The organism is Leptospira ryugenii (assembly GCF_003114855.1).
GTDB lineage: Bacteria > Spirochaetota > Leptospiria > Leptospirales > Leptospiraceae > Leptospira_A > Leptospira_A ryugenii.
This window is the reverse complement of record NZ_BFBB01000003.1, coordinates 74,424-100,555: the sequence shown is the minus strand read 5'-3', so window position 1 is coordinate 100,555 and position 26,132 is coordinate 74,424. Positions and strand designations below refer to the sequence as shown.

26 protein-coding genes are annotated in these 26,132 nt (G+C 34.7%); 17 read left to right on the top strand and 9 right to left on the bottom strand.

What is annotated here, in order from left to right; translation table 11 throughout:
• The first annotated feature begins 7 nt into the window (after positions 1-7).
• Genes DI060_RS04785 through DI060_RS04775 form a run of 3 tightly spaced genes read left to right on the top strand, consistent with a single transcriptional unit; the run spans position 8 to position 1,425 of the window.
• On the top strand, positions 8-604 hold the full coding sequence (locus tag DI060_RS04785) for a metallophosphoesterase (protein ID WP_135354993.1): 597 nt from the start codon (positions 8-10) through the stop codon (positions 602-604).
• An 18-nt stretch (positions 605-622) separates the two neighbouring features.
• Complete coding sequence (locus tag DI060_RS04780; RefSeq protein ID WP_108974317.1) at positions 623-997, top strand: hypothetical protein; 375 nt, start codon at positions 623-625, stop codon at positions 995-997.
• Between the two features lie 29 nt (positions 998-1,026).
• Positions 1,027-1,425 carry a hypothetical protein gene (locus DI060_RS04775; RefSeq protein ID WP_108974315.1) on the top strand — a complete coding sequence of 133 codons (399 nt, stop codon included), beginning with the start codon at positions 1,027-1,029 and terminating at the stop codon, positions 1,423-1,425.
• Positions 1,426-1,915: 490 nt separating this feature from the next.
• On the opposite strand, the gene DI060_RS04765 is transcribed toward DI060_RS04775, so the two are convergent.
• The 6 genes from DI060_RS04765 to DI060_RS04740 are packed head-to-tail and all read right to left on the bottom strand — an operon-like array spanning position 1,916 to position 10,887.
• On the bottom strand, positions 1,916-2,233 hold the full coding sequence (locus DI060_RS04765) for a hypothetical protein (RefSeq protein WP_135354992.1): 318 nt from the start codon (positions 2,231-2,233) through the stop codon (positions 1,916-1,918).
• A gap of 40 nt (positions 2,234-2,273) precedes the next feature.
• Positions 2,274-2,993, bottom strand: coding sequence for a hypothetical protein (locus DI060_RS04760; RefSeq protein WP_108974309.1), 720 nt, complete (start codon positions 2,991-2,993; stop codon positions 2,274-2,276).
• 41 nt (positions 2,994-3,034) lie between these two features.
• The gene (locus DI060_RS04755; RefSeq protein ID WP_108974307.1) at positions 3,035-4,951 is read right to left on the bottom strand and encodes an RNA-binding domain-containing protein; all 1,917 of its coding nucleotides are present in this window, start codon (positions 4,949-4,951) and stop codon (positions 3,035-3,037) included.
• Positions 4,948-8,037 carry a type I restriction endonuclease subunit R gene (locus DI060_RS04750; RefSeq protein ID WP_108974305.1) on the bottom strand — a complete coding sequence of 1,030 codons (3,090 nt, stop codon included), beginning with the start codon at positions 8,035-8,037 and terminating at the stop codon, positions 4,948-4,950. Before DI060_RS04750 ends, DI060_RS04755 begins: the two co-directional genes overlap by 4 nt.
• On the bottom strand, positions 8,034-9,338 hold the full coding sequence (locus tag DI060_RS18910; RefSeq protein WP_167836919.1) for a restriction endonuclease subunit S: 1,305 nt from the start codon (positions 9,336-9,338) through the stop codon (positions 8,034-8,036). The genes DI060_RS04750 and DI060_RS18910 overlap by 4 nt, the downstream gene beginning before the upstream one ends.
• Positions 9,328-10,887: a class I SAM-dependent DNA methyltransferase gene (locus DI060_RS04740; protein WP_108974303.1), complete on the bottom strand. Its 1,560-nt coding sequence runs from the start codon at positions 10,885-10,887 to the stop codon at positions 9,328-9,330. The genes DI060_RS18910 and DI060_RS04740 overlap by 11 nt, the downstream gene beginning before the upstream one ends.
• Before the next feature lie 577 nt (positions 10,888-11,464).
• Between DI060_RS04740 and DI060_RS04735 the strand changes: the two genes are divergently transcribed.
• Complete coding sequence (locus DI060_RS04735; RefSeq protein WP_135354991.1) at positions 11,465-11,674, top strand: hypothetical protein; 210 nt, start codon at positions 11,465-11,467, stop codon at positions 11,672-11,674.
• Positions 11,675-12,135: 461 nt separating this feature from the next.
• Here the strand turns inward: DI060_RS04735 and DI060_RS04725 are convergent, their stop codons facing one another.
• The gene (locus DI060_RS04725; RefSeq protein WP_108974297.1) at positions 12,136-13,056 is read right to left on the bottom strand and encodes a hypothetical protein; all 921 of its coding nucleotides are present in this window, start codon (positions 13,054-13,056) and stop codon (positions 12,136-12,138) included.
• A gap of 1,010 nt (positions 13,057-14,066) precedes the next feature.
• Here DI060_RS04725 and DI060_RS19380 point away from each other — a divergent pair.
• Positions 14,067-14,213, top strand: a complete 147-nt coding sequence (locus DI060_RS19380; RefSeq protein WP_476737848.1) for a DUF4884 domain-containing protein — start codon at positions 14,067-14,069, stop codon at positions 14,211-14,213.
• 23 nt (positions 14,214-14,236) lie between these two features.
• Here DI060_RS19380 and DI060_RS04720 read toward each other — a convergent pair whose 3' ends face one another.
• Both DI060_RS04720 and DI060_RS04710 read right to left on the bottom strand, forming a co-directional pair.
• Positions 14,237-15,193: a hypothetical protein gene (locus DI060_RS04720; RefSeq protein ID WP_108974295.1), complete on the bottom strand. Its 957-nt coding sequence runs from the start codon at positions 15,191-15,193 to the stop codon at positions 14,237-14,239.
• Between the two features lie 1,558 nt (positions 15,194-16,751).
• Positions 16,752-17,669 (bottom strand): hypothetical protein, encoded by a 918-nt coding sequence (locus DI060_RS04710; RefSeq protein WP_108974291.1) that lies wholly within the window; start codon positions 17,667-17,669, stop codon positions 16,752-16,754.
• 341 nt (positions 17,670-18,010) lie between these two features.
• Here DI060_RS04710 and DI060_RS04705 point away from each other — a divergent pair, with 341 nt between their 5' ends.
• The 12 genes from DI060_RS04705 to DI060_RS04655 all read left to right on the top strand — a co-directional run bounded on the left by DI060_RS04705 (position 18,011) and on the right by DI060_RS04655 (position 26,128).
• Entirely contained in the window at positions 18,011-19,297 is a 1,287-nt protein-coding gene (locus tag DI060_RS04705; protein ID WP_244594286.1) for a transposase, read from the top strand.
• A gap of 65 nt (positions 19,298-19,362) precedes the next feature.
• On the top strand, positions 19,363-20,193 hold the full coding sequence (locus tag DI060_RS04700; RefSeq protein WP_108974289.1) for a tyrosine-type recombinase/integrase: 831 nt from the start codon (positions 19,363-19,365) through the stop codon (positions 20,191-20,193).
• Between the two features lie 166 nt (positions 20,194-20,359).
• Positions 20,360-21,826: a VapE domain-containing protein gene (locus DI060_RS04695; RefSeq protein WP_108974287.1), complete on the top strand. Its 1,467-nt coding sequence runs from the start codon at positions 20,360-20,362 to the stop codon at positions 21,824-21,826.
• A gap of 55 nt (positions 21,827-21,881) precedes the next feature.
• Positions 21,882-22,049, top strand: coding sequence for a hypothetical protein (locus DI060_RS18905; protein WP_167836918.1), 168 nt, complete (start codon positions 21,882-21,884; stop codon positions 22,047-22,049).
• A gap of 90 nt (positions 22,050-22,139) precedes the next feature.
• Positions 22,140-22,562 (top strand): hypothetical protein, encoded by a 423-nt coding sequence (locus DI060_RS04685; protein WP_135354990.1) that lies wholly within the window; start codon positions 22,140-22,142, stop codon positions 22,560-22,562.
• Positions 22,563-22,904: 342 nt separating this feature from the next.
• A complete protein-coding gene (locus DI060_RS04680; protein WP_108974281.1) occupies positions 22,905-23,105 on the top strand; it encodes a hypothetical protein in 201 nt (66 codons plus the stop codon).
• The gene (locus tag DI060_RS04675) at positions 23,102-23,539 is read left to right on the top strand and encodes a hypothetical protein (RefSeq protein ID WP_108974279.1); all 438 of its coding nucleotides are present in this window, start codon (positions 23,102-23,104) and stop codon (positions 23,537-23,539) included. Before DI060_RS04680 ends, DI060_RS04675 begins: the two co-directional genes overlap by 4 nt.
• A complete protein-coding gene (locus tag DI060_RS04670; RefSeq protein WP_108974277.1) occupies positions 23,517-23,750 on the top strand; it encodes a hypothetical protein in 234 nt (77 codons plus the stop codon). Before DI060_RS04675 ends, DI060_RS04670 begins: the two co-directional genes overlap by 23 nt.
• Complete coding sequence (locus tag DI060_RS04665; protein ID WP_108974275.1) at positions 23,747-24,091, top strand: hypothetical protein; 345 nt, start codon at positions 23,747-23,749, stop codon at positions 24,089-24,091. Before DI060_RS04670 ends, DI060_RS04665 begins: the two co-directional genes overlap by 4 nt.
• Positions 24,081-24,248: a hypothetical protein gene (locus tag DI060_RS18900; protein WP_167836917.1), complete on the top strand. Its 168-nt coding sequence runs from the start codon at positions 24,081-24,083 to the stop codon at positions 24,246-24,248. The genes DI060_RS04665 and DI060_RS18900 overlap by 11 nt, the downstream gene beginning before the upstream one ends.
• Positions 24,249-24,281: 33 nt before the next feature.
• A complete protein-coding gene (locus tag DI060_RS04660; protein ID WP_108974273.1) occupies positions 24,282-24,821 on the top strand; it encodes a hypothetical protein in 540 nt (179 codons plus the stop codon).
• A 224-nt stretch (positions 24,822-25,045) separates the two neighbouring features.
• Positions 25,046-26,128, top strand: coding sequence for a hypothetical protein (locus DI060_RS04655; protein ID WP_135354989.1), 1,083 nt, complete (start codon positions 25,046-25,048; stop codon positions 26,126-26,128).
• The last annotated feature ends 4 nt before the right edge of the window (positions 26,129-26,132 follow it).

The following is a 26,132-nucleotide window of genomic DNA, read 5'->3' as shown; positions in this document are numbered from 1 at the left end:
TCAGAAAATGTTCGAGAAATGGATCTCAATTGGCGATATTCATTCTAATTTTAATAATCTTTCCAAAATCATGCGGAAGATTGAGGAATTTCCACTTCATAAGCTAATCTTCCTCGGTGATTACCTAGAAGATCACGGAAAGAATTTAGGCGATGTGCTCGATACTTTTATCTCAATTGAAAGACCTGCTGTATTCCTTAAAGGAAATCATGAAGAGGAATTTTTAAACTTTTACTCAAAATATGGAACGGATAAGATTAAGAGAGGAAAAATCTTAAACTATTTTGGTATAGGGCTAGATCACATCGATTGGCTAAAAAACAATTTGGTTTATTCTTATGAAAATGATACTGCCTTCTTCAGTCATGCAGGTATTGATGATCGAAAGAGTTTAAGAGAGCAAACAAAATATGACCTATTAAACTCTGCATTTAAAGAGAACCTAGATCATATAACATCCAAATTTATAATTCAAGGGCACATTATAATGGGTAGCGTAAAATGCTTTGGGAATCATTGGTTCGTAGATACTGGATGCGGGCTAGGAGGACATTTAAGTGCCCTGGTTTTTCCTGAGTTAAAGATCATATCTTGCAATAATTGATGAAGGGAGGTGCTGATTATGGAAATAAATATAAAAAACAATGCAGGTGAACTGAAAATAGCTACTCGAAGGGTGGACTCTGAATATAAAGAAATTGAATATTCAATTGAATTGAATCCTCAGATTGATTTTAATCGATTATTCTCCAGGCTCGAACCGATGCCTTACAATGTTTCAGATTCACGGTGGGTATCGGGATATAAGGGAAAATTAGGGATTATTAAATCAGATACTGGAAGAACGATCTACTCAGGATTAAGGGATTTGTCAATTAATACTAACAAACTAAAAGGAATTGGAAGAGAAGAATATGGTAATGAGCACTTTCACCTATATTTAAAATCTTTCATAAATCGCTTCATTTACTTAGATGAAATCATTTTTGAACTTTAGCAAAACAAAAGGAAAAATGTGATATCGATATGTATAAACTTCGATTCAAAACAAAGAATATAGATGTATTGATTCGATATACGAAATCAACACAACCTAGAGGTCGAGGACAATTTGAAGATTTATACGATGGGAAAATCATTTTTAAAATCAAGTTTCCATATTTAAGTGATTATCTCCTACGAAAATTTGAGGAAAAACTGTATATTGAATTTGATGAGGAAGGAAATCATCTTTATTTTGCATCGTCTCCTCAAGTAATTTTACCTACTCGGAATGGTGGTCGATTTGAATCAAAATTTGTCCATCCGACATATTTGGATGATATAACATACAATTTGCGAAGTTATGTAAAAATTCTAACAGATTTAGATTTTTTAATCAAAGAGGCATTTTGGGAAAAAGACGCGAGTGAAATATCTTTTTAGATTTTAATTAATTGCAATTAGACGCCGTAATTCATCTAAAATTTAAACAATAAAATTCTTATATCTGAAAAATGAACTAATTTAAAATACGAAAGATTCTCTAGTCCCAATTTCCAATTTTTCCATTTTGGTTCATTTTTGTTTGGCATTTTGGACAAGGTTTTGTTTGCAAATTCCAAGGACTTAGCGTTTTTTTAACTCTGCAATTAGGACATTTAAAAAAATTCTCCTTTTCGAGCGGATATCTCTTATTGTGTTCTAATGCCATTTCTTCTGTAAATTTTTTACCACGAATCCCTACTAATACATCAACTAGCTCCATACATCGAGAACAATGGTAAGTTTCTAATACTGAAACAAAACCATAGCCATCAAACTTGTCGAATTCATAATTGCAATTAGGGCATTCGTAACCTATTAATTGACCCATTATTTTTTACCTCATATTATAAAAATAACAGCTAGGTGGGACAAAAAAATAGTTAAGTTCTCATTTATTTTTTTTTGGTTTTTCCCTTTGCTGATCCCAATATTTTACCTCTAAAATTTTCCCAAGATGAAATTCTAACTCACGATTCTTTTTATTCTTCATCACTTTAGTGACAATGATAGTAGCCTCAGGGACAGGAGGTAGCATCCCATTCAGCAATCGCAATTTGAATGGTGGCTTCCCGACTTTTTCAAGTCTAGTTAGCCAATAATCCGACATTGTTCTGTATTCTATTTTTTTACGCTGAGGTATTGATAGGATACTCGCAAACCAATCTCTCTTGATATTCATTGTTAAGGTATTAAGATTCTTTTTCATTGATTAAAAATAAGTGATTTAAAAATATTGAATTCATCTGTCAATTTAATGAGACACGATAGAGCTTAAATGAAGACCCTACCCAAACGATAACATTTACGAAGGTATTCGATCTTATTTCTAAAAAATACTCTTTCTTAAAATTATAAATACCTTCAAAAATTGCCGAAAGGTCGGTTATATTGCTATTATCTATAAATATCAAGATTTCTGTGTTTGCTGTTTGATTAATGGTATATTGTATTTCAGATATTTGTCTATTTTTTTCTAAAAGCTTCTTTTTGATATTGAAGTTCGGTGAAATAGGGCTGTAGACTTGGCAATTTAGCATAAGTCTATCCTTATTTGGTTTAACAAGATATAATATACGATCAATGTCAGTTGAGTATATTTTTCCCCTTATGATATGATTTGCCCAATACCAGAAGCTCTTTCCCTTCGTTGGATTCGATCCGAATGGATTAATGATGATTTCCTCACCCAAAGTTGGATTCGGATTATTTAAATATTTGACGGAACAGTATTGAGCAAGAACCCAAACTGCCGAATCTTCTTTTATTTTTGGAGAAATATCAGCATTCCTCTCATAGAATTTTTTAAATATTCCCTGATCAGGAAGAAGATTCGGAATCTTAAGTCGTTCATCGTAGAAATAATTTCTAGATTTTCTTAAAAATTCTGTTGCCGTTAATCCGAAATTACACTCGTATAATGTGTATTCCATTCTGTAGAAAAAGAGCGTTACCTCACTTATTTTCATTATTCTTTTTCTTAAGTATTGAGAGCAACTATATTGCCAAGTTATCGAGTGAATCGTTTATGATTTCTAACGTATTCGGTTAAATTTTTTCCTGTCAGTTTTTCGGATGAGGCAGGAGATCTTGCATAGAAAGTTTCATCTAAATTATTATTTTTATCTTTAGATTTTAAAAAGCAAGGTTCTTCCGAGGGAGAGCATTCGATCATTAAGACTTTTTTCTTTTCACAAAGTATAATATGTTCTTTGATTAACGGATAGAAAGCTTCGCCTATCCTGTTTTTAAGAACATTTCTATAATACAACAAAAAATCATCCTGGCTGTTCTTGTGTAATAATCTAATCTCTTCATCGATACCCGAAATAGATCCAGAATCCGTCACTCCTACCAATAATTTTCCTCCATCTGTATTAAGAAAGGCGACAATTGTTTTGAAAGCTGAATCTTCAATATAGACTTCTTTTCTTAAATTTACTATATCCATACTAAGAGTTTGCTTGAATTCAAGAATCTTAGATTCGCCAGTCCTGATAAGACTATACATTTTATCAGCATCGGTCGCTGTTCCAAGCACTTCCGATATTGAGTCTAATTGAGTTAATACTTCATATGAAGTGGTTGGGTTTAGAGCTAGCTCTTGTTCGAAATCTTCGATAGTATTTTTAAGATTTCTTAATTTTTCTTGAATATTTATGATATTCTTCTGTTCTTCTAAGGTAGGTATTGCAACTGGAATTTCCTTGAGCTCCTCTATACTTAGTGGTGTTAGAGTTAAGTTTTTTTTATGGACAGACTTTAAGATTAGCTTCCCCAAATCTGATTGAAAAAATAAATATATATAGTCTGAGAGAACTTTCTCGTTAAGAATGATTTGAAGCCACCTTTCTAAGCTATGATCTAACTTTTCATAAGCTTTAAAGGGGATTATTTGATTTCTCTGTATGAAGATTGAGTTTTTGTTTTCGACAATACTTCTATCAGAAGATATTAGATGTAAATCTAAAATTAAGTCTCTAAAAGTAAATTGGCTAAATACTTTATATTGGGTCTCTAGTTTTTCGATCTGTAGTTTTATGTGATGATTTTCTATTCCGCTATAACTATTAGGTCTAATATAGAATATGTTTGATAAATCATTTTTTCTTTCAAAGTAGTTAGTAAGTATAACCTGATTTTTGTCCTGATTATCTGTAAGCTCTGTAAGAAAAATTTTATCAATCGATTTCCTTCTAAAAATGATTAGGTTGGTTGGGATGCTAATACTGGTGAAAGTTTTTTCTGAAAGTGCGAATATAGCATCAATAAAGATTCCATCTTCGTTTAGTAATTTCTCATTCCTGGATTTGTTTGCAAAAAAACTATTTGTAACTAAAAAGACTGCAGTACCATCATGACTGAGCAGTTTGCACGACTTGATAATGATTTGAGTTGATAAATCGCTTGATTGTATTACGTTGTCATTTCGTGTTTTTACTCCCAAAGGAGAGAGTGAAGTAATTAAATCGAAAGCAGTATTCGTGGTGTTTAAAAAATCTATAACATCTGTATTGACAATCTCCAATAAGTGATTGGTGATTATTTTCTTTAATTGCTCAATTTCACCTTTATTGTTAGAGATTGCGGTGGTTTTACCTAAATCTAATAAGATACTCATAGAGGCGGGTGAAAACCATGGTTCTAAATGATTACTATATTTTTCTTGAGCGTATAGATCCTTAAGGAACTGCACTAAGTATTTCGGGAGGAAAAGGCAGTGCCTATCTGAAAATAAATTTGATAAGTTATCATCCTCGAGTATACGAAATGTAAAGTCTTTACCTTTAAATGCATAAATTGTTTTAATTGCTGGTAATAATTTTGAGGCACTTGAAACATTTTCCTTCTTACCTCTCCCAACTTCGATCAATTTAAATAATTCTTTTTCTTCATCATCTTCGAAAAGCAAGTCTAGTGAACTCATGCAACCTCCGCCTCTACCCAATCACCATATAACTCCTCAGCTTGCTCTAACACAAGTGCAGTTGCCTTTGCTTGCATGTCAGGTGGGTAGCCATATTTCTTTAAAATTTTCTTAATGTTAACACGAATCAATGCTTTGACTTGTTCTCTCTCAGACCAATTGATCTTAAGATTACTTTTGAGAGTTTTAACTAATTCCTTAGCGATAATTTTGATATCATCATTCTTCATTTCTCGGACAGCAGATTCATTTTCTAATAGTGCATCATAGAAAGCGACTTCGTCATCGGATAGTCCCAGATCTGCACCCCTTTTAGATTCTTCTCTCATTTTCTTTGCGAGTTCGATTAGGTGTTCTATGACTTGTGCAGTTTCTATAGCTCTGTTTTGGTATTTCTTGAGTGATGTCTCTAGCATTCCTAAAAATGTGCGGGTTTTAACAATATTTCGTTTGCCACTCATTTTACTTACTTCTTCTTTTAAAAGCTTTTGGAGTAGTTCCACCGCTAGGTTTTTTTGAGGCATACCTTGGACTTCTGCCAGAAACTCATCAGTGAGAATGGAAATATCAGGTTTGTTGAGTCCAACCGCTGAAAAGATATCTATGACTTCATTCGAGGATACTGCACCTGCAATCAATTGCCTAATCGCATAGTCTATGTCTTCAGGTGACTTTTTTTTCTCCTCACCTGACTTCTTTGTTAATGCGGATCTTACCGTTTGAAAGAAGGCGACTTCATCTCTGATTTCATTTGTTTTATCGTGAGGTACTGACAATGCGAAGGCTTGCGTAAGTTCTGTCACCATTTTCTGCAATTTAGATTTTCCATCTTCTTGAGAGAGGATATGTTCTAACGCCAATGGGAGGAGGTTCAATCGGTCTTTTGGTGATCCTGTGAGCCAAATGCTATAATCAAATCCATGAAATAAACCTTTCACGATTTCGTATTTTTCCAACATGACGGCAACTGCTTCCGCTTGATCAATTGCTGTAGATCCTTTCCCGCCTGACTGAGTGTAGAGGGCAAGAGCAGATTTTAGACTATCTGCAATTCCAATATAGTCGACAACAAGTCCACCAGCTTTATCCTTGAAGACTCGGTTTACTCTGGCAATAGCTTGCATGAGTCCGTGTCCGTTCATTGGTTTATCGATGTAGATTGTATTTAAACTAGGTGCATCGAATCCTGTGAGCCACATATCACGTACGATCACTATTTTGAATGATGATTTTGGGTTTTTAAAAATTTCTGCTAAATCCTTTCTTCGTTTCCCATTGCGGATATGCTTCTGCCAGTCGGGAGGGTCTGTCGCTGAACCTGTCATAATGACTTTGATCACACCTTTGTTGTCATCATCACTTTCCCATTCAGGATGAAGTTTAATGATTTCATTATAAAGATCTATTGCAATTCGCCTCGACATGGTGACGATCATAGCTTTCCCTTCCATGACATTTAATCGCAACTGCCAATGTTTTGAAAAATCGTTTGCTATGAGTTTCAGTCGATTCTTAGCACCAACTAACGCCTCAATCGCTCCCCATTTTGATTTGAGTTTTTGTTTGTCTCGTTCTTCTTCATCTTCCGTGATGGATTCAAATGTAGGATCAATATTTGGTTTTTCTGATTCTTTTAATTCTAGCTTAGCAAGTCGGCTTTCGTAAAAGATAGGAACTGTTGCTTTATCTAATACAGCTCTTTGGATGTCATAAATACTGATATACTCGCCGAAAACCGCTCTGGTATTCTTGTCGCTTAATTCGATTGGAGTTCCCGTAAATCCAATAAAGGAAGCATGAGGGAGTCCGTCACGCATATGCCGAGCAAATCCATCTATGAAATCGTATTGGCTACGATGAGCTTCATCAGCCATGACAATAATGTTTCTTCTTTCGGAAAGTAGAGGGTAGGTATCATACTTTTCTTCTGGAAAAAACTTTTGCACCGTTGTGAACACCACTCCACCAGATGCTACGGATAAGAGCTCTTTAAGATGATTTCTGTCGTTTGCTTGAATGGGTGTTTGGCGAAGTAGTTCCTTACAATTGGAAAAGGTTCCAAACAATTGGTTATCTAAGTCTTGCCTATCTGTTATAATTACGATTGTTGGATTTTGCATCTCTGGTTCAAGGATTGCCCGACCTGCAAAAAAGGTCATAGTTAAGGATTTTCCTGATCCTTGCGTATGCCATACAACTCCGATTCTACGATCACCCTTAGGCTTACTTGCTTCTATCGTTTGTTTAATCGCAGTGTTCACCGCATGGTACTGGTGGTAGCCTGCAATTTTCTTTACGTAGGAACCATTATCTTCTTTCTCGAATACAGTAAAGAATCGTATAAGATCCAGGAAGCGTTTCTTTTCAAAAACACCTTTGATCATGACTTCCAATTGAGACATAGAATTCGAAGCAAGTTTTTCTCCTTCGATGGTTCTCCAAACGGCAAATCTTTCTTTGTCTGCCGAAATCGAACCAATTCTAGCTTCTAATCCATCACTTATAATGAGAACTTCATTGAAGGTAAATAGACCAGGGATTTGCTCTTTATAGGTCTGCAACTGGCTATATGCTGACCAAATCGTTGTTGTGTGGTCAGATGGATTTTTGAGTTCTATGACTCCAAGTGGAAGACCATTCACAAAGATAAGTAAATCTGGTCTTCGGTTGTTTTGACCTTCTATTATCGTAAATTGATTGATAACATGAAATTGATTCTGATTGGGTTTTTCAAAATCTATGAGTTTTACCTTTTCGGTAACGATTCGTTCTTTTCCCTTATAGGTAACATCAATTCCTTCAGTAAGAAGCTTATGAAATTCATGGTTGCAAGCAAGGGTAGTAGGAAAGGAGATACGAGTTACTTTTCTAAAAGCTTCCTCGATCCCATCCGCTGGAATCGTTGGATTTAGTTTGGAAAGTGACGCTTTCAGGATAAAAGGAAGGAAAGATTCGTTTAGATTTTCTCTTTGGGCAGATGGCTCTTCAGGAAGGATGTCCTTTCCAAATAAATAGTCATAACCAAGTTCTTTGAAAAGATCAATGGCTATTTGTTCTACATCTGCTTCAGTGAGATTTGCTGTCATTTGGCAGATTCCAGAATCTTAGAGATAGAATCATCAGAAAGTTCGAGTTCGCCTGAGATTAGTTTTGGGAGAAGTATGTCTCGAAAGGACGATAATGTTTGAATTTCTAATAAGTTTTCATTTTGTTTTTTAAACAGTGGAGAGGCTAAATTTTCATAAGTTTGTGATAAATGAATATTAGGAATTAAAATATTTAGATTTAATACATCCTCGGACTTAACTCTTTGATGGCTACCAGATGTTCCATTTACCAAACCTTCAATTTTCTCATAAAAGGAATCCTCATTAAGAAGACTAAATAGAAAGGAATGTTGCGTTTTAATCTTAGAAGTAAATACGAGGAATTCTGTTGAACATATTGAATTCAGAATATCTTCTTTAATAAACCATATCCGTTTTATTCTAGGATTTAATTTCGAAAGTAGAATATCATTTATTCTAACAAGGTACTTATTACTAAGTATGGTATTTCCAGATTCAAGTTTAGCATTTTTACCTTCATCATAAGAAGGAAGGCTATAATGTTTGAAAATTTCCTCAGGTTTTTTCATTGGAGTAATTGCTTCTTTCCTAATACTGGCGACATCCCCCAGTTTTCCCACCTTCCAACCTTTCGGAATCTCGCCTAACTCTGAATCCTCAAACTCGCTAGGAAACAAGTCTTCAATTTCTTTTGGCAAACCTGTAGGCAATCCATCTGCTTTCTTACGCACAGGGTCAAAGTCCACAAACCAAGATTGGAATATGGCTCTTGCCATTGCCTCTAGGGTTTCATTCATTTGGCGAAGGAGTTCGATTTTGTCGTCTAGCGTTCCTAGGATATGGGCTATGGCTTTTTGGGTGGGGAGGGGTGGTGCAGAAAATTCATAATCACGAAGTAAGCCGAGACCTACGTTTTTAATTGTAGTACCAGTTGCATTGTTTTTTATATAGTTCTGGAAATGGTCGCTTATAAAAAGATAAAATATAAAGTTCTTATCAAAATATTCGTTTATATTAAAATATGCTGCACTCTTTCCCAAAATGCACTTTTCATTATTATAAATTGCAACATTTCCGATTGTACCATTAATACCGAGCAATATTGTCCTTTCAGATAAGTCTTTTTTGTATTTGTCAAATTCCTTCTCGTTTACTCTTTTTGTTTTTGAATCGATTACAATTTTTCTCTCAACTAGATTGCTCCCATTGATAAAAAAGTAACCTCCCTTAGTGTCATAAATTGGAGTACCGTGAAGTCCATCACCTAATTTTGTGACAGCATCCCTTCCCAATTTATAAGTTTTCCATTCAATCGCCATATCCAAGCACCTTTAAATTCTTGAATATTTCTTTTGTTAGCCTATCAGATTGAGTTACTTGCTCTTTGAGTTTTACAGTCAGTCCTTTCATCTTTTCCTCAAAGTCGATCCCATCCTCTTCTAGTTCTTCTGCACCGACAAAGCGACCTGGAGTCAATACATAGCCATGCTCGACGATTTCTGCTTGTTCCACTGATTTGCAGAAACCTTTAACATCCTCATATTTCTTTTTGCAGTCCTTATCCCCTCTCCATGCATGATAGGTTTCAGTAATTTTTGTTAAGTCCTCTTCTGTTAATTCTCGGTGGACTCGATCCACGAGGGTTCCCATCTTTCGGGCATCGATAAATAGAGTTTTCCCTTTTCGATTCTTAAACCTCGGATTATCTTTATTGCGAGTGAGAAACCAAATGCAAACAGGAATTTGGGTAGAATAGAAAAGTTGACCAGGCATGGCCACCATACAATCCACTAAGTCCGCATCCACGATTTGCTTACGGATTTCCCCTTCCCCAGAAGAATTAGAAGACATAGAACCATTCGCCAAGACAAAACCTGCCATTCCGTTTGGCTTTAGGTGGTGGATAAAGTGTTGCACCCATCCATAGTTTGCATTATTGGCGGGAGGAATCCCATACACCCATCGTTTATCATTGAGTAAGGAAGGCTGACCCCATTCCTTCATATTGAAGGGAGGATTCGCCATAACTAGATCAAACTTCTCATGAGGGTGTTGGTCTTTTAAGAAGGAGTCTGCTGGTTCTTTGCCTAGGTTCGCTTCGATTCCTCGAATCGCTAGGTTCATCATACAGAGTCGCCAGGTCGTAGGGTTTGACTCTTGCCCATAGACGGCAATGTCACCAATCCTTCCTGCATGGTGTTCTAAGAATTTCTCTGACTGAACAAAGAACCCACCAGAACCACAAGCTGGGTCATAGACCGACTGGTTCTTGGTAGGTGCTAACATTTCTACTATAAGTCGAACAACACTGGCAGGTGTGTAGAATTGACCTCCAAGTTTTCCTTCGGCAGAGGCAAACTTTGTGAGGAAGTATTCATAAACTCTTCCTAGTACGTCTTTGGAGCGGTTCTCTTTATCGCCTAGACCAATGGTTCCAACGAGGTCTACGAGCTCTCCCAGTTTGGTTTTGTCTAGGTCTGGACGTGCATAGTTTTTATTGAGAACACCCTTTAACTTGGGATTTTCTTTTTCTATAATGTCCATCGCATCATCTATGATTTTTCCAATCGAAGGTTCTTTGGCTTTCTTCTGGATGTAGTCCCACCGAGCCTTTTCAGACACCCAGAAGACATTCTTCGAGGTATATTCATCCCGATCTTCTGGGTCTGAGCCATTCTTAACATCAGCTTTTAGCTCAGCATGGAGGGACATGAAACTGTCAGAAATGTATTTGAGGAAAATTAATCCTAAAACGACATGTTTGTATTCCCCAGCATCCATGTTATTTCGGAGTTTGTCTGCCATCGTGAAGAGTTTTTCTTCAAAACCGATATTTGCTGTTGTTGATGCTTTCTTTGGCTTTGCCATTTAGAGTCCTAAAAAGAATAAAAATAGTCGATTTTCCCACATTTCATCTGTCAGCTTGTTGAATTCAAGTAAAAACCATTTATTTTAATTTAACCTGATAGGTAGGACAAAAAAGTAAAAATCCATGGAAATTTTTCTTATTTTTTCAAACTTGAATTTTCTAAAATACAAATTTTGAGAATTTAAATCAGAAAATTATATTTCTTTGATGAATACAAAAAAGTCTTTGCGTAACAGCGATAATATTTTCTAATTAATGAATAGGTAGTGATCTCTTGCATGCCAGAAATTAAGATAAGCGATGCAAAAATAAAAAAGAATATCTGAGTAAAAATTGAAAAACTGGAGTATTTAGGAAAATATCCAGGGAGAATTAAGTTAAATTATCGTTTATTCTGTCCCGCACGTTCACACAAAGATGCAATGCTTAATGCAGAGTCGGTTCATCAAGTTAGAACGTAAGAAAGATACTTTCATTGTTCGAAATGTAAAACTAAGACAAAGTGTATTCTTGATATCGATTTTAAAAATTACTTAGATTCGATTGATAAAGCAGAGAAAGAAAAAGAAAAAAAATGTGAAAATTCCAGAAAAGAATTCTGACAAAAATGATGGTCGTAAAATTATTCGTGAAGAAAAACCAGATTCAGGGCAAAATTTATTTTTTAATCAAATTCCTTTATCAAATTCAAAGAACGAAATTTATCGAAACTATTTTTCTAGCTCAAATTCAAAGAGTGGTTGTGGAACAATTATTTTAATAATACCTATTATTCTAATTCTCTAAATATGTATTATAATTTTTGATTCAGAAAAAGATAACTCTGCATACATACCAGAAGAACAAAAAGAATTCATAAAAATGAATGATTTGATTGTTTCTGAGATGAAATATGCTATTCTCTATGATGAAAAAGACTATAACAAATTGATTTCATTTCTTAAAAAAATAAGTACATCATTTATGGTTGGTATGTTAAGAACAAAAAAATTAAAATATACAATGAAAAGACTTACTTTGACTTCGAATTGTATGGGTCAGAAATAATATTTAAAAATCACCCATATTTTGTTCCAATTTCAGAAGATAAAATGGTTATAAAAATGACACTGAGATTAGTAAGTTTCTGTAAGCGAACAAAGATGCTGATTTTTTTATCAAAAATGCTGGATATAAAAACTTTGGAACCGTAAATTAGAAGAATGAAATTGGATGCTTTGAATTGCTTGAAATAAGATTACCTGATACTAAAGGCTGAGTGACTTTCTCCGATCTCTTGAGCTACTAATTTGATTTTGCTTCAGAGGATTTTTATAGCTTATGTTCTTTGACAACAAGGAGAAGTCTCCAGAACATACTTTCGTTGTGTTCGAGCTCAATTGTTTTTTTAATTTCCAATTGATAAACTCTTTAACAGAGTCGTCAAAATAGCAATAAAGAAGTTTAACATTATTCGATATACAAAGATTTAGCTTTAGTCTATCCCTTTTAATCTGTTTCCTGAACGCTCGCTTTCCTCCAAAGTAATCAATCGGTCGAACGTGTTGAGCACCTTGATACTCAATGGCGTATTTAATGCCATCTTTCTCAAAATAAAAGTCGAGTTCGAGTCCGCCGAGCCATTGGGGTCGATACCACCTTTTGATTCTTTTTGGTTCGATAACTTTTATTAGTTCTTTGTATAGGGTATGTTCTTGGACATTGCCTTCACCAATTCGCTTGTATCCTAATTTCTCTCTAAGTTGGTTTTCTGATTCACGAAGGCATTGTTTTAGTTTTTCACGAAGGAAAAGATAATAATAGAACTTGTTATTCTCATAAGATTCAAGTTTCGGAGCCCAATAGTCTTCATCTTTAACCTCAGAGATATAATGATCAATGAGTGGTTTTCGATAATTTGTTTTGAATTTTGGAAGATTCTTTTTTAGGATACGGATGTATAAATCTAAATTTGAAATAATCAGATCGGAAATTGGATATCGATCCTTAAAATAAAATAGAAACACTTTGTAGTCGATAGGATTTCGTTTTTTCGCATTTCGTTTTAGGAATTTTAAAGCATCTATGCTCAAGATATTTATTCCTACTTTTCCATTGTTAAGGATATAGCGATAGAGATAAGATTGGAAGAGTTTGTTAGAAAAGAATGGTTTTAAGACATTGAACACGTAGAGGATAAATTCTTCTCTGTGGGATAGAGGAAACTTTTTTAAATATATTTTAAATAGTTTGATCTGAATAAATTCTAGGTTATCATTCCAGAATTTCAGTGCAGTTGTGTATTCACCAGATCGACGCTGAATATCTATTTCGTATAGTTTGGATCTGAAGTCTTCTTTTGTATTACAAAGTAGAAGTTCTTTTTTGTATTTTGTTTCAATACTCTCTAATTTTAGTTTGTCATTTAATGTATCGATAGAATTACCCTCTCTTTTATTAAATATTTTTCTGAAAAGAAATCGACAATTCCCGACCTTACAGTTAAGCGGATTCCCTTTCTATAACATTTTTTGGTTCAGTTATCAATGTTGTTAAAGCCTTTTGTTGGTCTACGTTTAGGTAATAGCCGTTTCTTAAATTTAAATAGCCTATAAGCATAGCTATCGCCTATGCCCGAATGTCTACTTTTTTGATTTTGTATAGTTCTGGTGAAGAATTCACTTCGTTAAAAGAGAAAAGTTTATTTAGCTTCCGATAATTAGATGAATTCATCCATCAGTAATTTGATACCTGAAATTTCATTTTTTTGCAAATCCCATAGTTATCAATTTCCCTTTATACACTTTAATCGTCTTATAAACATATAGTGGTCTCCTTGCCTCTAACTTCTCTCTAGTTTGAAAAGGGGCAGGGATAATATCACGATCTCAGACTTTTTGTCAACTAAAAAAATAACCTGCTAATTAATTCTAAAAGAAAATAACGGCTAAGTTTTGCGTTAGGATGGGATAACAAAGCTGGGTTTTTATAAACTCAATGCTTGAAAATTATATCGTAGGGTTGAGATGACTGGTCTTATATTAAGTTAAGTTACTTTCATATAGTAGATAATTAACATTTGTAATTAATTTTCGAATATAAAAATTAGAGCGATCGTTTTCCAGAATAAGGTCACGAAAAGGTCAGGATAATAATTGGAGCTATTCTATTTCTAGTAAGCGTTAAAGTTAAGGTATCCATGGGAAGAGATCGAATTGCTTTGAAAAGGAAATATAATAACGACCTATTTAATGTAGAAGGATGTAAGTTGTATAGAATAGACGATGGGATGGAAAGACAATATTTTACAATATGTCCTCCCTATTGTAAGAATAAGAAGCAATAGTGTTCAATAAGGATACTCTTTGATTATTCTTCGTCTTCTTTGCCAAATATGAATGTTTTGAAATAATGCCATCTATTCTTATAAACAATAGGTTTCGGTGTTTTTCTTTTTAGTATATTTTCGAGATAAAAATTGGGATTTTCTTTAATTTCTCGATTATTAATAGAATTAATTTCTATTTTGAATTCAGTTTGAATAGGATGTTTAGCACAAATTAATCGTATTGATCTGCTGTTTTCTTCTCGTAAATTAAATTCGCCTTTTCTTTCAACTTCAACGTAGGTAGTACTCCAAGGCAAAGGTTCTATTTTTTCTTTTAATTTTATCTTAAGGTATTTCTTTAATAGTTCATCATCAAAACACTCAACTATGTATATGTAGTCATTAATTTTATAATATACTCTTCCAACAAAAGTTAAATTTTTATTAAAAAACGTTATTTTACTTTCTTTCGTTAGGAAGGAGACAAGCTCATCCTGTTCGAGTAATTCATTACTTTCTAAAATTTGTAAATATGGTTTTTTTTCATGGGATTTTAATAAATTAAGTAAGATTTCAATGATTGAAATAGATTGTTTGGTGATTTGATTATTTAAATCGATTTGCTTTTCCAGCTTACGCTGAAGATTTTTAATGTTATTTAGATGAATTTCGAGCTTCTCTTTTTCCTTTCGATTTTCAATGTAAGTATTAGTTTTCTCTTTGAAGTAAGTATAAACTATATCACTTAAATTTTGAATGAATATAGGAAAAACAAGCATCATTCCTGCTGGTAAACCTATTCGGTAAAGCGAATCACTATAAAGCGAGTCTTTGAAAAAAAATACAGCTAGAGGGTCTTGTATGTTTACAAATAATTCTATTAGAATGTCGTAGTTTGTTAAGATAAAAGTAAAGAAAAATGAACCTATGAAAGGATGTCCAATTCTCTCAAGTAAAGCTTGAGTAAATCCTCTGGTTAATTGATCGTCAGCAGACATATATTCTCCACAATGCATAAATAAAGCAAGGGTTTTTAGCTCTCGCTTCTATAACCTAACAAAAGGTTAATTCTGTCTATTTGTTAATTAGGGATAATTTTAATAAAGACTAAAAATAACGGCAAGGGGGGCAGCTTCGGATTTCCTGACTTGCTTCTCTAGCCACTCGCCTTACTTGGATAATTACTTCAAAAAAAGGAAACTAAGTAGGGAATTGCTCCATTGAATGATTGATCAAATTTTTATACAATAACTTCCTTATAATGTACAGTCTCCTCGCTACTGGTTATTTGAATTTTCAATGTTTGAGGTATATGGGGTAGGATTTCGAAGACCAATTAGATTGAAAGAATTAGTCATTGAGCTAGATTATCCCGTTTTTTTACTATTTATCCTTAAACCTTGATAATAATAGGAAAATCCTCTCCCTCTAGGATACCTTGCCTGAGGCATTAGTCGGATTTCCACAAGTCCGATGAGGCAATCCCAGCTCCAATTTTATCATGAGAATTCTAAGTGTTTTGCGATATAAATATATCAATTTGTGTTTTGCACCTTCGTGAGTAGTATTTTTCCTTTTCGTTGCTACAGCTAGATGTAAATAAGTAATTCAGAAGTTAAGAACGATATCGAGAATTTGTTGCTCTTGAAATTTTATCAAATGGTAGTAGAATCTTTATTTTATACATTCAAAATTTTTGACGGAATTGATCTTAACCGTATAACTTATATATCTAGTCAAGTATTCGATCTTTCAAAAATCAACAAAGTAAAGGAAAAGTCGAGGAACTTACAAAATTACGAAAAACTCGTTTCAAAAAGATAATCAGCAAAACAATCAGAAAATTCAAGATTCTACTTAAAGTAAATATTATAACAAAATGAACGATCTCTACAAATTTCCTTACTTATCCTCCGAGCCAACATTTCTAGTTTGGAGATTAGGAAAATTTATCCGACTCCTCGTAAAGCCCGTTCTCTCTAGCAATGGTTTATTCGGCGTAGATGATTTTGCAATTTTATCTCACATTGATTATTTAAAGTCCTGTTCCAAAATGGAAGCAATTGAAACGAATATTATAGATAACTCCACTGGAATAGAGATAATAAAAAGACTGATTCAACAGAAATTGATTATCGAAAAGGATAATCCTTAGGATAAAAGTCAAAAATTAATTTCATTGAGCAGTAAGGGTAAACATGTGTTAATTACAATTTACGAACAATTTGCAGGAATTCAAGACTTACTGGCTGATATGAATAAGAAGGAGCGGGAACAGTAAATTTCTCTGCTGAAAAGATTAGATTATTATCACAGAGAAAAAGTTTCAGGTTGAAGATGATCTTTCAATTTAAGGCTGATCATTACGGACGAGGAATTACATTTTTTCAACCAGCCTTCTCTATCACATACATTGCCCGATTTTGAAATGGATCGGGAACCATGCTTTCTTTTCCAAACTTGTTCATTGGTCATCTCGAAAGATTTCGAATTTTACCAATGACAGCAATGTATATGTTAGACGAATTTAAAATTTAGTTCTTCATTTTTTTTTGTTTATTGAAAGACTTCTAGATGGTTATTTTCTAAATAGAGATGAGCTTTTATTGAATTTAGCACTAGACCACCAAAAACATTTTTTGCCCGATATGCCATAGTTATATCAATATATTTTCCCTTATCGCTGTAAACAGTTTTCACATGTTCAAAACTACTCGGATCATGTAATCTATCCTTTACATATTCAACTAAACGTTTATTCGAGCCATTGAAATAAGAAAAGTGACTATCTATTTTCTTCTGTCTTTCTTTCTTTTCTGCAACAATTAATTTCATTTCTTCCAGTTTCAATTGTTCTAATTTCATTTGAGTCCATATTTTTTTATTATTTTTTAAGGTTTGGCTCAATAGTTTATTTAAATCATTGTTAGGAGTTAAATTGAGAAAATTTCCTTCCTCTATGGATAAGAACTGCTCTTCTGTAATTGATTTCAAAAGGTCGTTAAAATGTTTTATCTCCCTTATATTCTCTTTCGCACGTATTTTTATTGCTAGGAGTGTATTTTCATAAAGTAATAGTTCCTCATCCTTCAATCTATCTTTAATTGATTCTAATTTGGTGAGACCTTCGTCTATATTTCCAATTTCGATTAACTTTTTTCCTTCTTCATAAGTAAGATTTTTTTCCCTTATGGAAAGTAACTCAGGTGTTTTTATAGAGATCATTATACATGCAGAAATAATGTAGCCAAATAAAAGCATTTTGCCTAATGTATATTCTCCTGTTTTTTTTATAGATTTGAATAAAAGTAATATTTTTTTTCTTAAAAGTATAACACCTATCGGGAATAATAAAATAAATAAAGGGAGATCTTTTAGAGCTACAATTAATAAAATACATCCAACTAATTCTATGAGCGTAAGTTTGCTTTTATCATCAACTTGTTGATTTGAATCGGTTTCGTTTTCTGCCATGTTTTTTACCTACGATAATTTAATTGATAGCACAATGTAAACGTATAACGGGTAGCAATCTATCAAAAAGCTAACGTAGAGAGATGCGATCAAGAGAGCAACAAAATTAAATTTTGGATATCGATTTTTATTTCTCTGCGAGAGGAACTCGGAGGACTTGGTCACTCACCGCCAACCAGAAATGAGGTGAGGGACGGGAGCGAATAGCGGACTCCGAAGAACTCCGACCCCGTAACGAAGTGTAGGGGACTCGCCCAAAGCAAAGATTCTTAGCGATTACTCATGCCTATGTACATTCTTCCTTGACAGTTCTCCAAGCATCGTATAATGGAGACCAAGGCATGATAAATACCAATTCGAAAGAAATTCACCCTAATACTGCTATTCTATCCAATTCCACAGACTTACAAGCCCAGAGCCTTAAAATGACAAGAACCTCCCCAAGAAGCCACACAAAATTTACCTCTCGCCGTTCTCATTCACTCCCACCCTCATCTCTCTTATCCAAGTTCCTTCCTAACACCTATAGACCATACCCTAAGCATATCAACATCCTAGATACTCCTATCATCAGAAAGGAATACACTCTTAGAACACTCCATATCCTCCAAACTCTTTTCCCCAAACAATGTGATTGTAAAGAATCCAGAAAAGACCCAAGGCTCAGTTACTTTAAGGTAAAGGGAAGGGAATCCGTGGCACGCTGTTCTCATTGCCATAAACAAATCAGCCTAACAGCCAATACTCCCTTCCAGAATACCAAACTACCTCTATCCTATATATCCTTCATCTTACAGGATCAAATCCTCCAATACCCTAAGGTAGTGACCTCCCAAGAGATAGCAAGAAAGCTAAACCTTCCCTACAATACTGCCTATTTTTTAAAGAAGCGAATCCAAGTATTCCTCACACTTCTAAATGTAAGCCTGAAGAAACAACTCTACCAAGAACTAGAGGAAGCAAGTAAAGAGGTAAGGTTACCCTTAGAAGGAGACCTCAAAAAATCCCTTATGAATCAGCCTGTTGCGGTTGCGGATAGTGTAGTGCTCTATAGTTCCAGCCTAAGAGCCAACAAACACCGAAGTAGGCGGTATAAGACGGGAACTTCATCTATCTACTTAAGTAACTCACTTGGAGGGGAACAAAAGGGAGTATTAGTTCATACAGTAGGGATAAACCACGGAATGACTTTTTATAAGAGTATACCCTTAAACCATGAGAGGTATCTCGCAAAAGACTTAGATGACAAGATACCAAAGAACACCATACTTTTCACAGATGAAGGCTACACATTTATCTGGGATAGAAAGAACCATAGGATGGTGAATCATAGTAAGAAGAGTAATGATCCTAGGTATAACCTAAGTAGAGAAAGGTGGGTGACGAAAGAAGGAGTATCCTCAAATGGAGCGGAAGCAAGGAATAATATCTTAAAGCAGTCCTTTAGAAGTTACCACTATATAAGTCCTAAGTGGAGCCAGCTATACTTAGACGAGATGAGCTTTCTAGGGAACGTAAGGTATGCAGATGGTCTGAGGAGTCTTCTTCTAGGGAGTCGAGAGGAAGGAGAGTTTGTGTGGGATGTTAATGAGAACTGCGGGCGGAGGGACTTGAATTCCTCAGCCTAATTTAGAGATAATATCACCTAACTAATTTTTAATTTTAGACTCATGGTTATACGATTAGTATAACAATGAATAGAAGTATATCGCATAACAAAATTAAATTTAATCTCCTGAATAAGAGAGACAAGAATAGAGTTTTATTTTTCTTTAAAACTACAAATTGCAAAAAAATAGATCCTGAAACTTTAGTTAATTATTTATTAGAGCGAAGAAGGTTAGGAATTTCCACAAAAACATTGAAGGCTGATAAATTCGCCTTATTGCTCGCTGTTAAATTATCGACAGTTGGAAATCCTAAATTTGAAGGATTTGTAGAATATTTACACAAAGTTATTAAAGACTCAATAAAAATGAAGATCCCGAATAACAGACTGAGGGAATCGGATCTTTTGACGGTCTCAGAAATGGAACGTATCGTAAAACACGCTACAGATCGTCAGAGAGTCTTATGTAGATTCCTTTGGGCTACTGGAATTCGTCCAGGTGAGATAACACGCATAAAGCTTAAAGACTGTGCACCTTTAGATGGTGACATAGAAATTAAAATCAATGGAAAACAGGAGCGAATTCGTTTTATCTTAATTCCTAAATTACTATTTGAAGAGATTCGATCAACCTATGAAGGGAAGACTCATCTATTCGAATCAGTAACCGGAGACCCTCTTTCGGTAAACGCCATTGAAAAGATGGTTAATAAATTATCTAAGAATCTTCTTAAAAGAAGAATCTATCCTTACTTATTTAGGCATACCTTCGCAACAAATCAAATTAAAGATGGGAATGATATCGGAGCAGTATCCGAGTTTATGGGAAACAGTCCAGATATCTTAGCTCGTACTTATTTACATTCAAATTTATCGAAAGATGCCATTATGAAAAATTTCGGGAAGATCGCGTAGAGAATGAATAATCAGTATAAAGAAAAGGAAGTTGAGATTCCAAAATGTGCAAGTTGTGGTGCAATCAATGTTAAGTTATACCAATATAATTTATGCAAATTCTGCTTATCAGATTATTTTAAGAAAATCAAAGTCAGTATTTTAAAGCCTTCAAGGATTCGAGGATATGTCTGATCAAATTGAAAATCAAATAAAGAAAGAAATTGAAAAGGTCATTCCTAAAATGTATTATGATCGTTTTTTTAAGGAGTTTGCACTTCATAAATTAACTGATGCAAGAGTAATATTTTCATTAAATGGAACAGGTGCACTCAGTGTAAAAAAGCATATCGAGAATAAATACTTTGATCAGTTAGGCCAAGCAGTGGCCAATTCTATCGGTAAGAGAAAGGTCGAATTAATTGTATCGGAAAAAATTGATACGACAAAAGTTCAAAAGAAATCTGATAAGATCGACTATGACGGAGAAGTCCATAAACTTGAGAATTACCTAAATGAAAATTTGGTAGCAAGATTCAATGTTTTAAACCAATGCCTAGAATTTAAACCGAAAGGCTCCAAAGATTATATTCTTTGGAGTGATAGAGATTTTTCAGATCTTTACCTTAGCCTTAGAAGACAAAAAGAATTTAAGTATATTTCTAAAGATACACTTCTTTCTATCCTTAATTCGAGTTTCATTCCTTCTTATCATCCAGTTAAAGAATACTTTCCTTCAATAGCTGACCAATGGGATGGAAAGACCGATTGGATCGGGCAAGTATGCTCTTGTATTAAGGTTACGAATGAAATTAAATTTAGAACCTATTTTGAGAAGTGGCTCTTGGCTTCTCTTCATACTTTATATTCAGATTTGCCTTTTAGAAATGAATTTTGTCTCATTCTTCAAGGAGCACAGGGATGGTATAAATCTACCTTCATTAATGGATTAATTCCGAAAGCATTGCTTCCATACTATACAGCTCGGATTCCCGAAAATTTCAAATCTAAAGATTTGGTGATGATGGCTTCCGGAGTCTTTATTTGGAATTTAGATGAGATTGACCGGATAACAAAGAAAACCGAAGCCGCTGATTTAAAAGCCTTTCTTTCAAGTTCATTCGCAATCGAAAGAGCTGCTTACGGTAAGAACGCTCGACAGTGGGATAGGATGGCCAATTTTCTTGGTGCATGCAATAAGGTTGAGTTTCTAATTGATAATACCGGAAACCGTCGATTCATAGTCTTCTCTTTAGCAGAGCCAATTAAAGTTTCAAAATTCCAAAGAATACCTATAGAAAAATTTTGGTCGCAAGTATATCAAAAATATACTAAGGCAAAGATTCAAAACATTCGAATGACTCCGGAAGAGAATTTTGCGATTACAACAAATAATCTTCAATACGAATATTCTAATAATGAATTTGAGATCATTCTTAGATACTTCCGGCCACTACCTTTAAACCAAATAAATCTTAAAAATAAAAAGCATAAATGGTTAAGTGCTACTGATATTTACCTATACATTCATCCAAAGCATCCTTTCTTCAAAATGGACGTTCGTTGGATAGGTAGAGGCTTGGTTCAATTAGGATTCGAGAGAAGAAGAACGAATTCTTCCGGTAAACAATTCCTGGTAAATGAGCAAAATTAAGCCATGTCGTCATGTCGTCATTTTAACAAAAACTTTCAAAAAGGAGAAAAGTAAAATGGAGATACCGATTCAAAAGATTGAGGATTTGAGATCAAAAGCGGAAGCGGAGGCGAGAAAACTCTATAGTGGAAGTGAAGATCAAGTCTTGGATGATATAGATTATTTCAAAAGATCTATATTTATCTTAGGTGTCGAATTCGCCATTACGACGTTATTAAAATGATACCGATTTGTGATGTTTCTATTGATTCAGAGACGATGATAGTTCTTGTATCATTTGTCATAGGTTATGTTATCGCAAGGATATTTTAGTATGAGTGATTTTACATTTAAGCAACGAATAAGCCCTCTTGATTCGATGGATGCGAATAGATTTACTAAGGCGCAACTTGCAGAACTAAAAAAGAATCCAGAATGGATTAGGAATAGTATTAAATTTTCAAACTATTATCTCAAGTTTGGAACTTTAGGTAAGTCTATACCTAAATTCTCTGCTCTCATCGAGGTGCTTGTTGTTAACCTAGAAGACTTGAGTGAACCTTTCTTGAATTATGATACTCGATATCCAGGAGGAACATTCAAACTAATGAAGAAAGGAAAGTATCTATTATTATTCTTTCAGGATCATTACAACTTCACTATCTTTACAACTCTTAGAAAGTATTCGAAACGAAAGGAAGATTATTACAGAAAGAGAATTGGAAAGCTATTCCGAATTGAGATAGGATACGAATGAGAAAGCTGATAATCATTGTTACTTCATTTATCCTTACCTTTTGGATTTTTCGTCTTTCGGGATCAAAGAACTTTTGGGCTCCGGAGCGCATCCCGTATAGTCTTTTAGTTTTTATTGTACTAATAGAAATTTTGGACTACATATCCAGGAAGGACAGGAGAGAGCTATGAGACCGGCTGTGAGATTGGAACCTATTACCGGTGGCCTATTCGAAGAAATGTTTAGAGCCTTCATTTTTGATTCTCTAGTTCATACAGGAACGTTTGAAGAATGCCAAAGGATTTTACGAACTCATGGCGAGTATGTCACTCGATCTTCTATCTATCGAGGAAAAGAAAATTAATGGCTTTCTCAGATTTTACGCAAAAAAGAAGACTTCAAGAATTTTGTGAAGCTCAAGGATGCGAGTCTTTCGGAAAGCAAATCGTTAATGGCCGTTTATTATGTGATGATCATGTTTTAATAGAATATGATAAAGAGTTTTCATTTATAAAAGCGAAAATGGAAAGAGATAAAATATTATTCATCGGAGGAATAAGATGAGAACATATTTAGAAATTGCTGTGATTTTATTTGAAAACCAAGTCCCAGCAAGTACGGATTTGGAGCAATTCAGAGCTGAGGTAAATGCCTTGTTGGTTAATCGTAGTTTTAGCCCAATTACTACTTTCGAAGCCTTTCTGGTTTTGCAAAACTTAATCTGGGTGAGCTGGTGTTACCACCATAAATTTAATCCAGTATATGAAGGCTATCCTTCAGATGAGGATTTGATAAATATCTCAGAGTTTCCCCAACGTTACCTTGGTTTATCAATGCACAAGGCAATTCAAGATAAATTGTCCAAAGAGAATCAAAACCCATCTACCAATCAGAACAATTCACATGTTGAGCAAGCTAGCGGAGCAGATGCTTCTATTATTGAACCAAACAACAATATTGAGGAATCAAGTACAGATGGGCGCACTCAAGAGAACTGAACCGGCAAAGGCTTATATGGATTCATCAAATCTTAAACCGATATGGAAAAAGGAATTGGAGAAAGTCGAAGCTGAAATGATGGAGGTCGATAGGGAACTATCGACCACGATCAATAATCTTAACTATGTTAACGATAAGAGGGACAAGCTGGTTAAGAAGAGGGAAACCATACTTCAGAGAGCCGTGGAGCAAGATCTATTTTCGCCATGAAGGAGAATATTTTTAATTTTGAACCAAGCGAATGGTTCTTCCAGTTTTTTTACGATGAAGGTATCAATCGCACACATGTTGAAGATCATGGATTACAATTTCAGGACATTCATGCATTTTTTACTTATGGAAAATATTTGGAATTCAAAAGGAAAGATGGCTGTTTCGAGGCGATTGGCTATCTTGAAAAAGGAAATCCAACTGTTATTAAGGTTATTTACCGTAAGTTAAAAGATACCAAGCGAATGAGGCTTTATTTTATCATTACAGCCTACGATTATATGCTTGATCAAGATGAGAAAATAAATCTAAATGAAGGAGATGAAAAAGATGAAAAATAAGGTTACTTTTCAAGTTGTGGTTCCAGGCAAGTCTGAGGCTAAAAAATTGAGAAAGATAATTACTGAATCAGCAAATGAAAGATTTGATCTTTCCAAGGCGACTCATCCGGATGGAACTCCTGTTAAACATAAGAAAAAATCTAAAAAAGCCTCTTGACTTAATCCTTGATTTCCACCCCGAATTTCGACTATGCGAAAAGTTGAAAAGATCGGGGAATACACCCGCACCACAAAACCATTAATTTCTTACAAAGATACAGTTGCCGATTGCTTTGATTTAGCAAGGCTCTATTGGACAGATTTATTACTCTTCACTCACTGGGGAAGGCCATTGAAAGATCTTTCTATCAAAGAGTTTTATGAATTGATAAAATCTATCCGGTACGTACGCGATCCAGAAAAAAAAGAGCACGTTAGTAGGCCAAAGATTCTTTTAGAGAATGCAAATACAGATTTTCCATTTGATTGCGACGATAGATCCATTCTTTCATTAAGTTTCTTTCGATTGAAGAATGAACTCTTTAAAAATAATTTTGAAACTCGTCTCGTAGTTACCGGAAGATATGAAAGACCAAGACATATCTTTGTAGAATTCAGAGACAAAGACATTATAGGAAGCGAATGGACTCCATACGATTGCACCTATCCTTACAATGTCTTTGGAAAAACTCTCTATATACCTCAGTTTCGAAGAGTTTTCTATGAAAAAAACCACCCAAAGAAGAGTTAAGTGCCAGGATACAATGCATCCAAATGGATAACTTTGACTAAGTTGGATGCAACTCAGCCAAATGGATAACATTGACTAACTTGTATGCATCTCAGCCATTTGGCTAACTTTAAGACAAGTTACGTTCTGAGAATATTTTATCTTTACAAATTATAAAAAAGATAAGTGATTCATTCCAAGCGAAAATGACACAAGTGGAATCAGTAAGATTAGAGGGGGACGAAATGCCCCCTCAATCAATTCAAAATTATTTAGTAAGCTATAATTCTACTCTTCATGGTGAAGAGATAGTCGCTCCCATATTCTCCGATGAACCTATATTGTTATCCGGTGACGATGGAGAAGAGTATTTTCTATTAGGTGAAGATGAAGATACTGGTCTACTTGTTTATGGCTTTGAGGATGAGAATGAAGACACTGTCTTAGTCTACGGTGACTATGATGGAAACATTCACGAAATAGAAACCTTAGAAGGATTTGGCGGATTCAAAGGCTTTAAAGGTTTCAAGGGTATCAAGTTACCCAAAGCTCCAAAACTTCCAAAATTCAAAACAAAATTCAGAGCTCCTAAATTCAAAGCTAAAGGCTTAACCAAAGGATTTAGAAACGTCGGGAAATCGGTCTCCAAGGCCACTAAGGGCGTCCAGAAGGGCATTTCTAGCGGCGTAAAGGCCTATGGAAAGGCTTGGTCAGACGTTGGCAAGGGATTGAGTAAGGGAGTTTCAAATTTGGCCAAAGGAGCCGGGGATGTGCTTTCTCAGGTAGCTGAAGGAGCTGGAGGCCTACTCAATCCGGAAGGATCTCCGGAAGAGCCAGAAGAAGAGGAAGAAGAGCAAACCGAGGAAGATTTTGAAAGCGGTGAAAGCTATGAAGACATTCAAAGCGAAGAAGATCCAGAAACAAGCGAAAGTATCGAAGAGGATGAGATGAACGGAGAATTAGGATTTGCTCAATTTATACCGATGGCCATGAGCGCGGCAAGTACCATGCAACAGGGAGCTGCTCAAAAGAAACAAGCACGTAACCAAGCGAAAAACAAACGTAATACTGCTATTTTAGATTTAATAAGAAAGACAAAAGCTCCGGTAAAAGTGAAGCGAGCCTCATCTTCGAAAGTATCGAGCATTAAAGTTGCAAGGCCAACTGTCACAGCCCCATCGAAGATAACAGATAGATCTGCAAAAGCCGGAGGAGTTTTCGATTCTGAAATCACTCACAGCATAAAAGAAGATAGTAAACTTCCTTTGATACTAGGAGGAGTCGCTGTCATTGGTGTCATTTTTTTAGTAGGAAAGAAAAGCAAATAGGTAA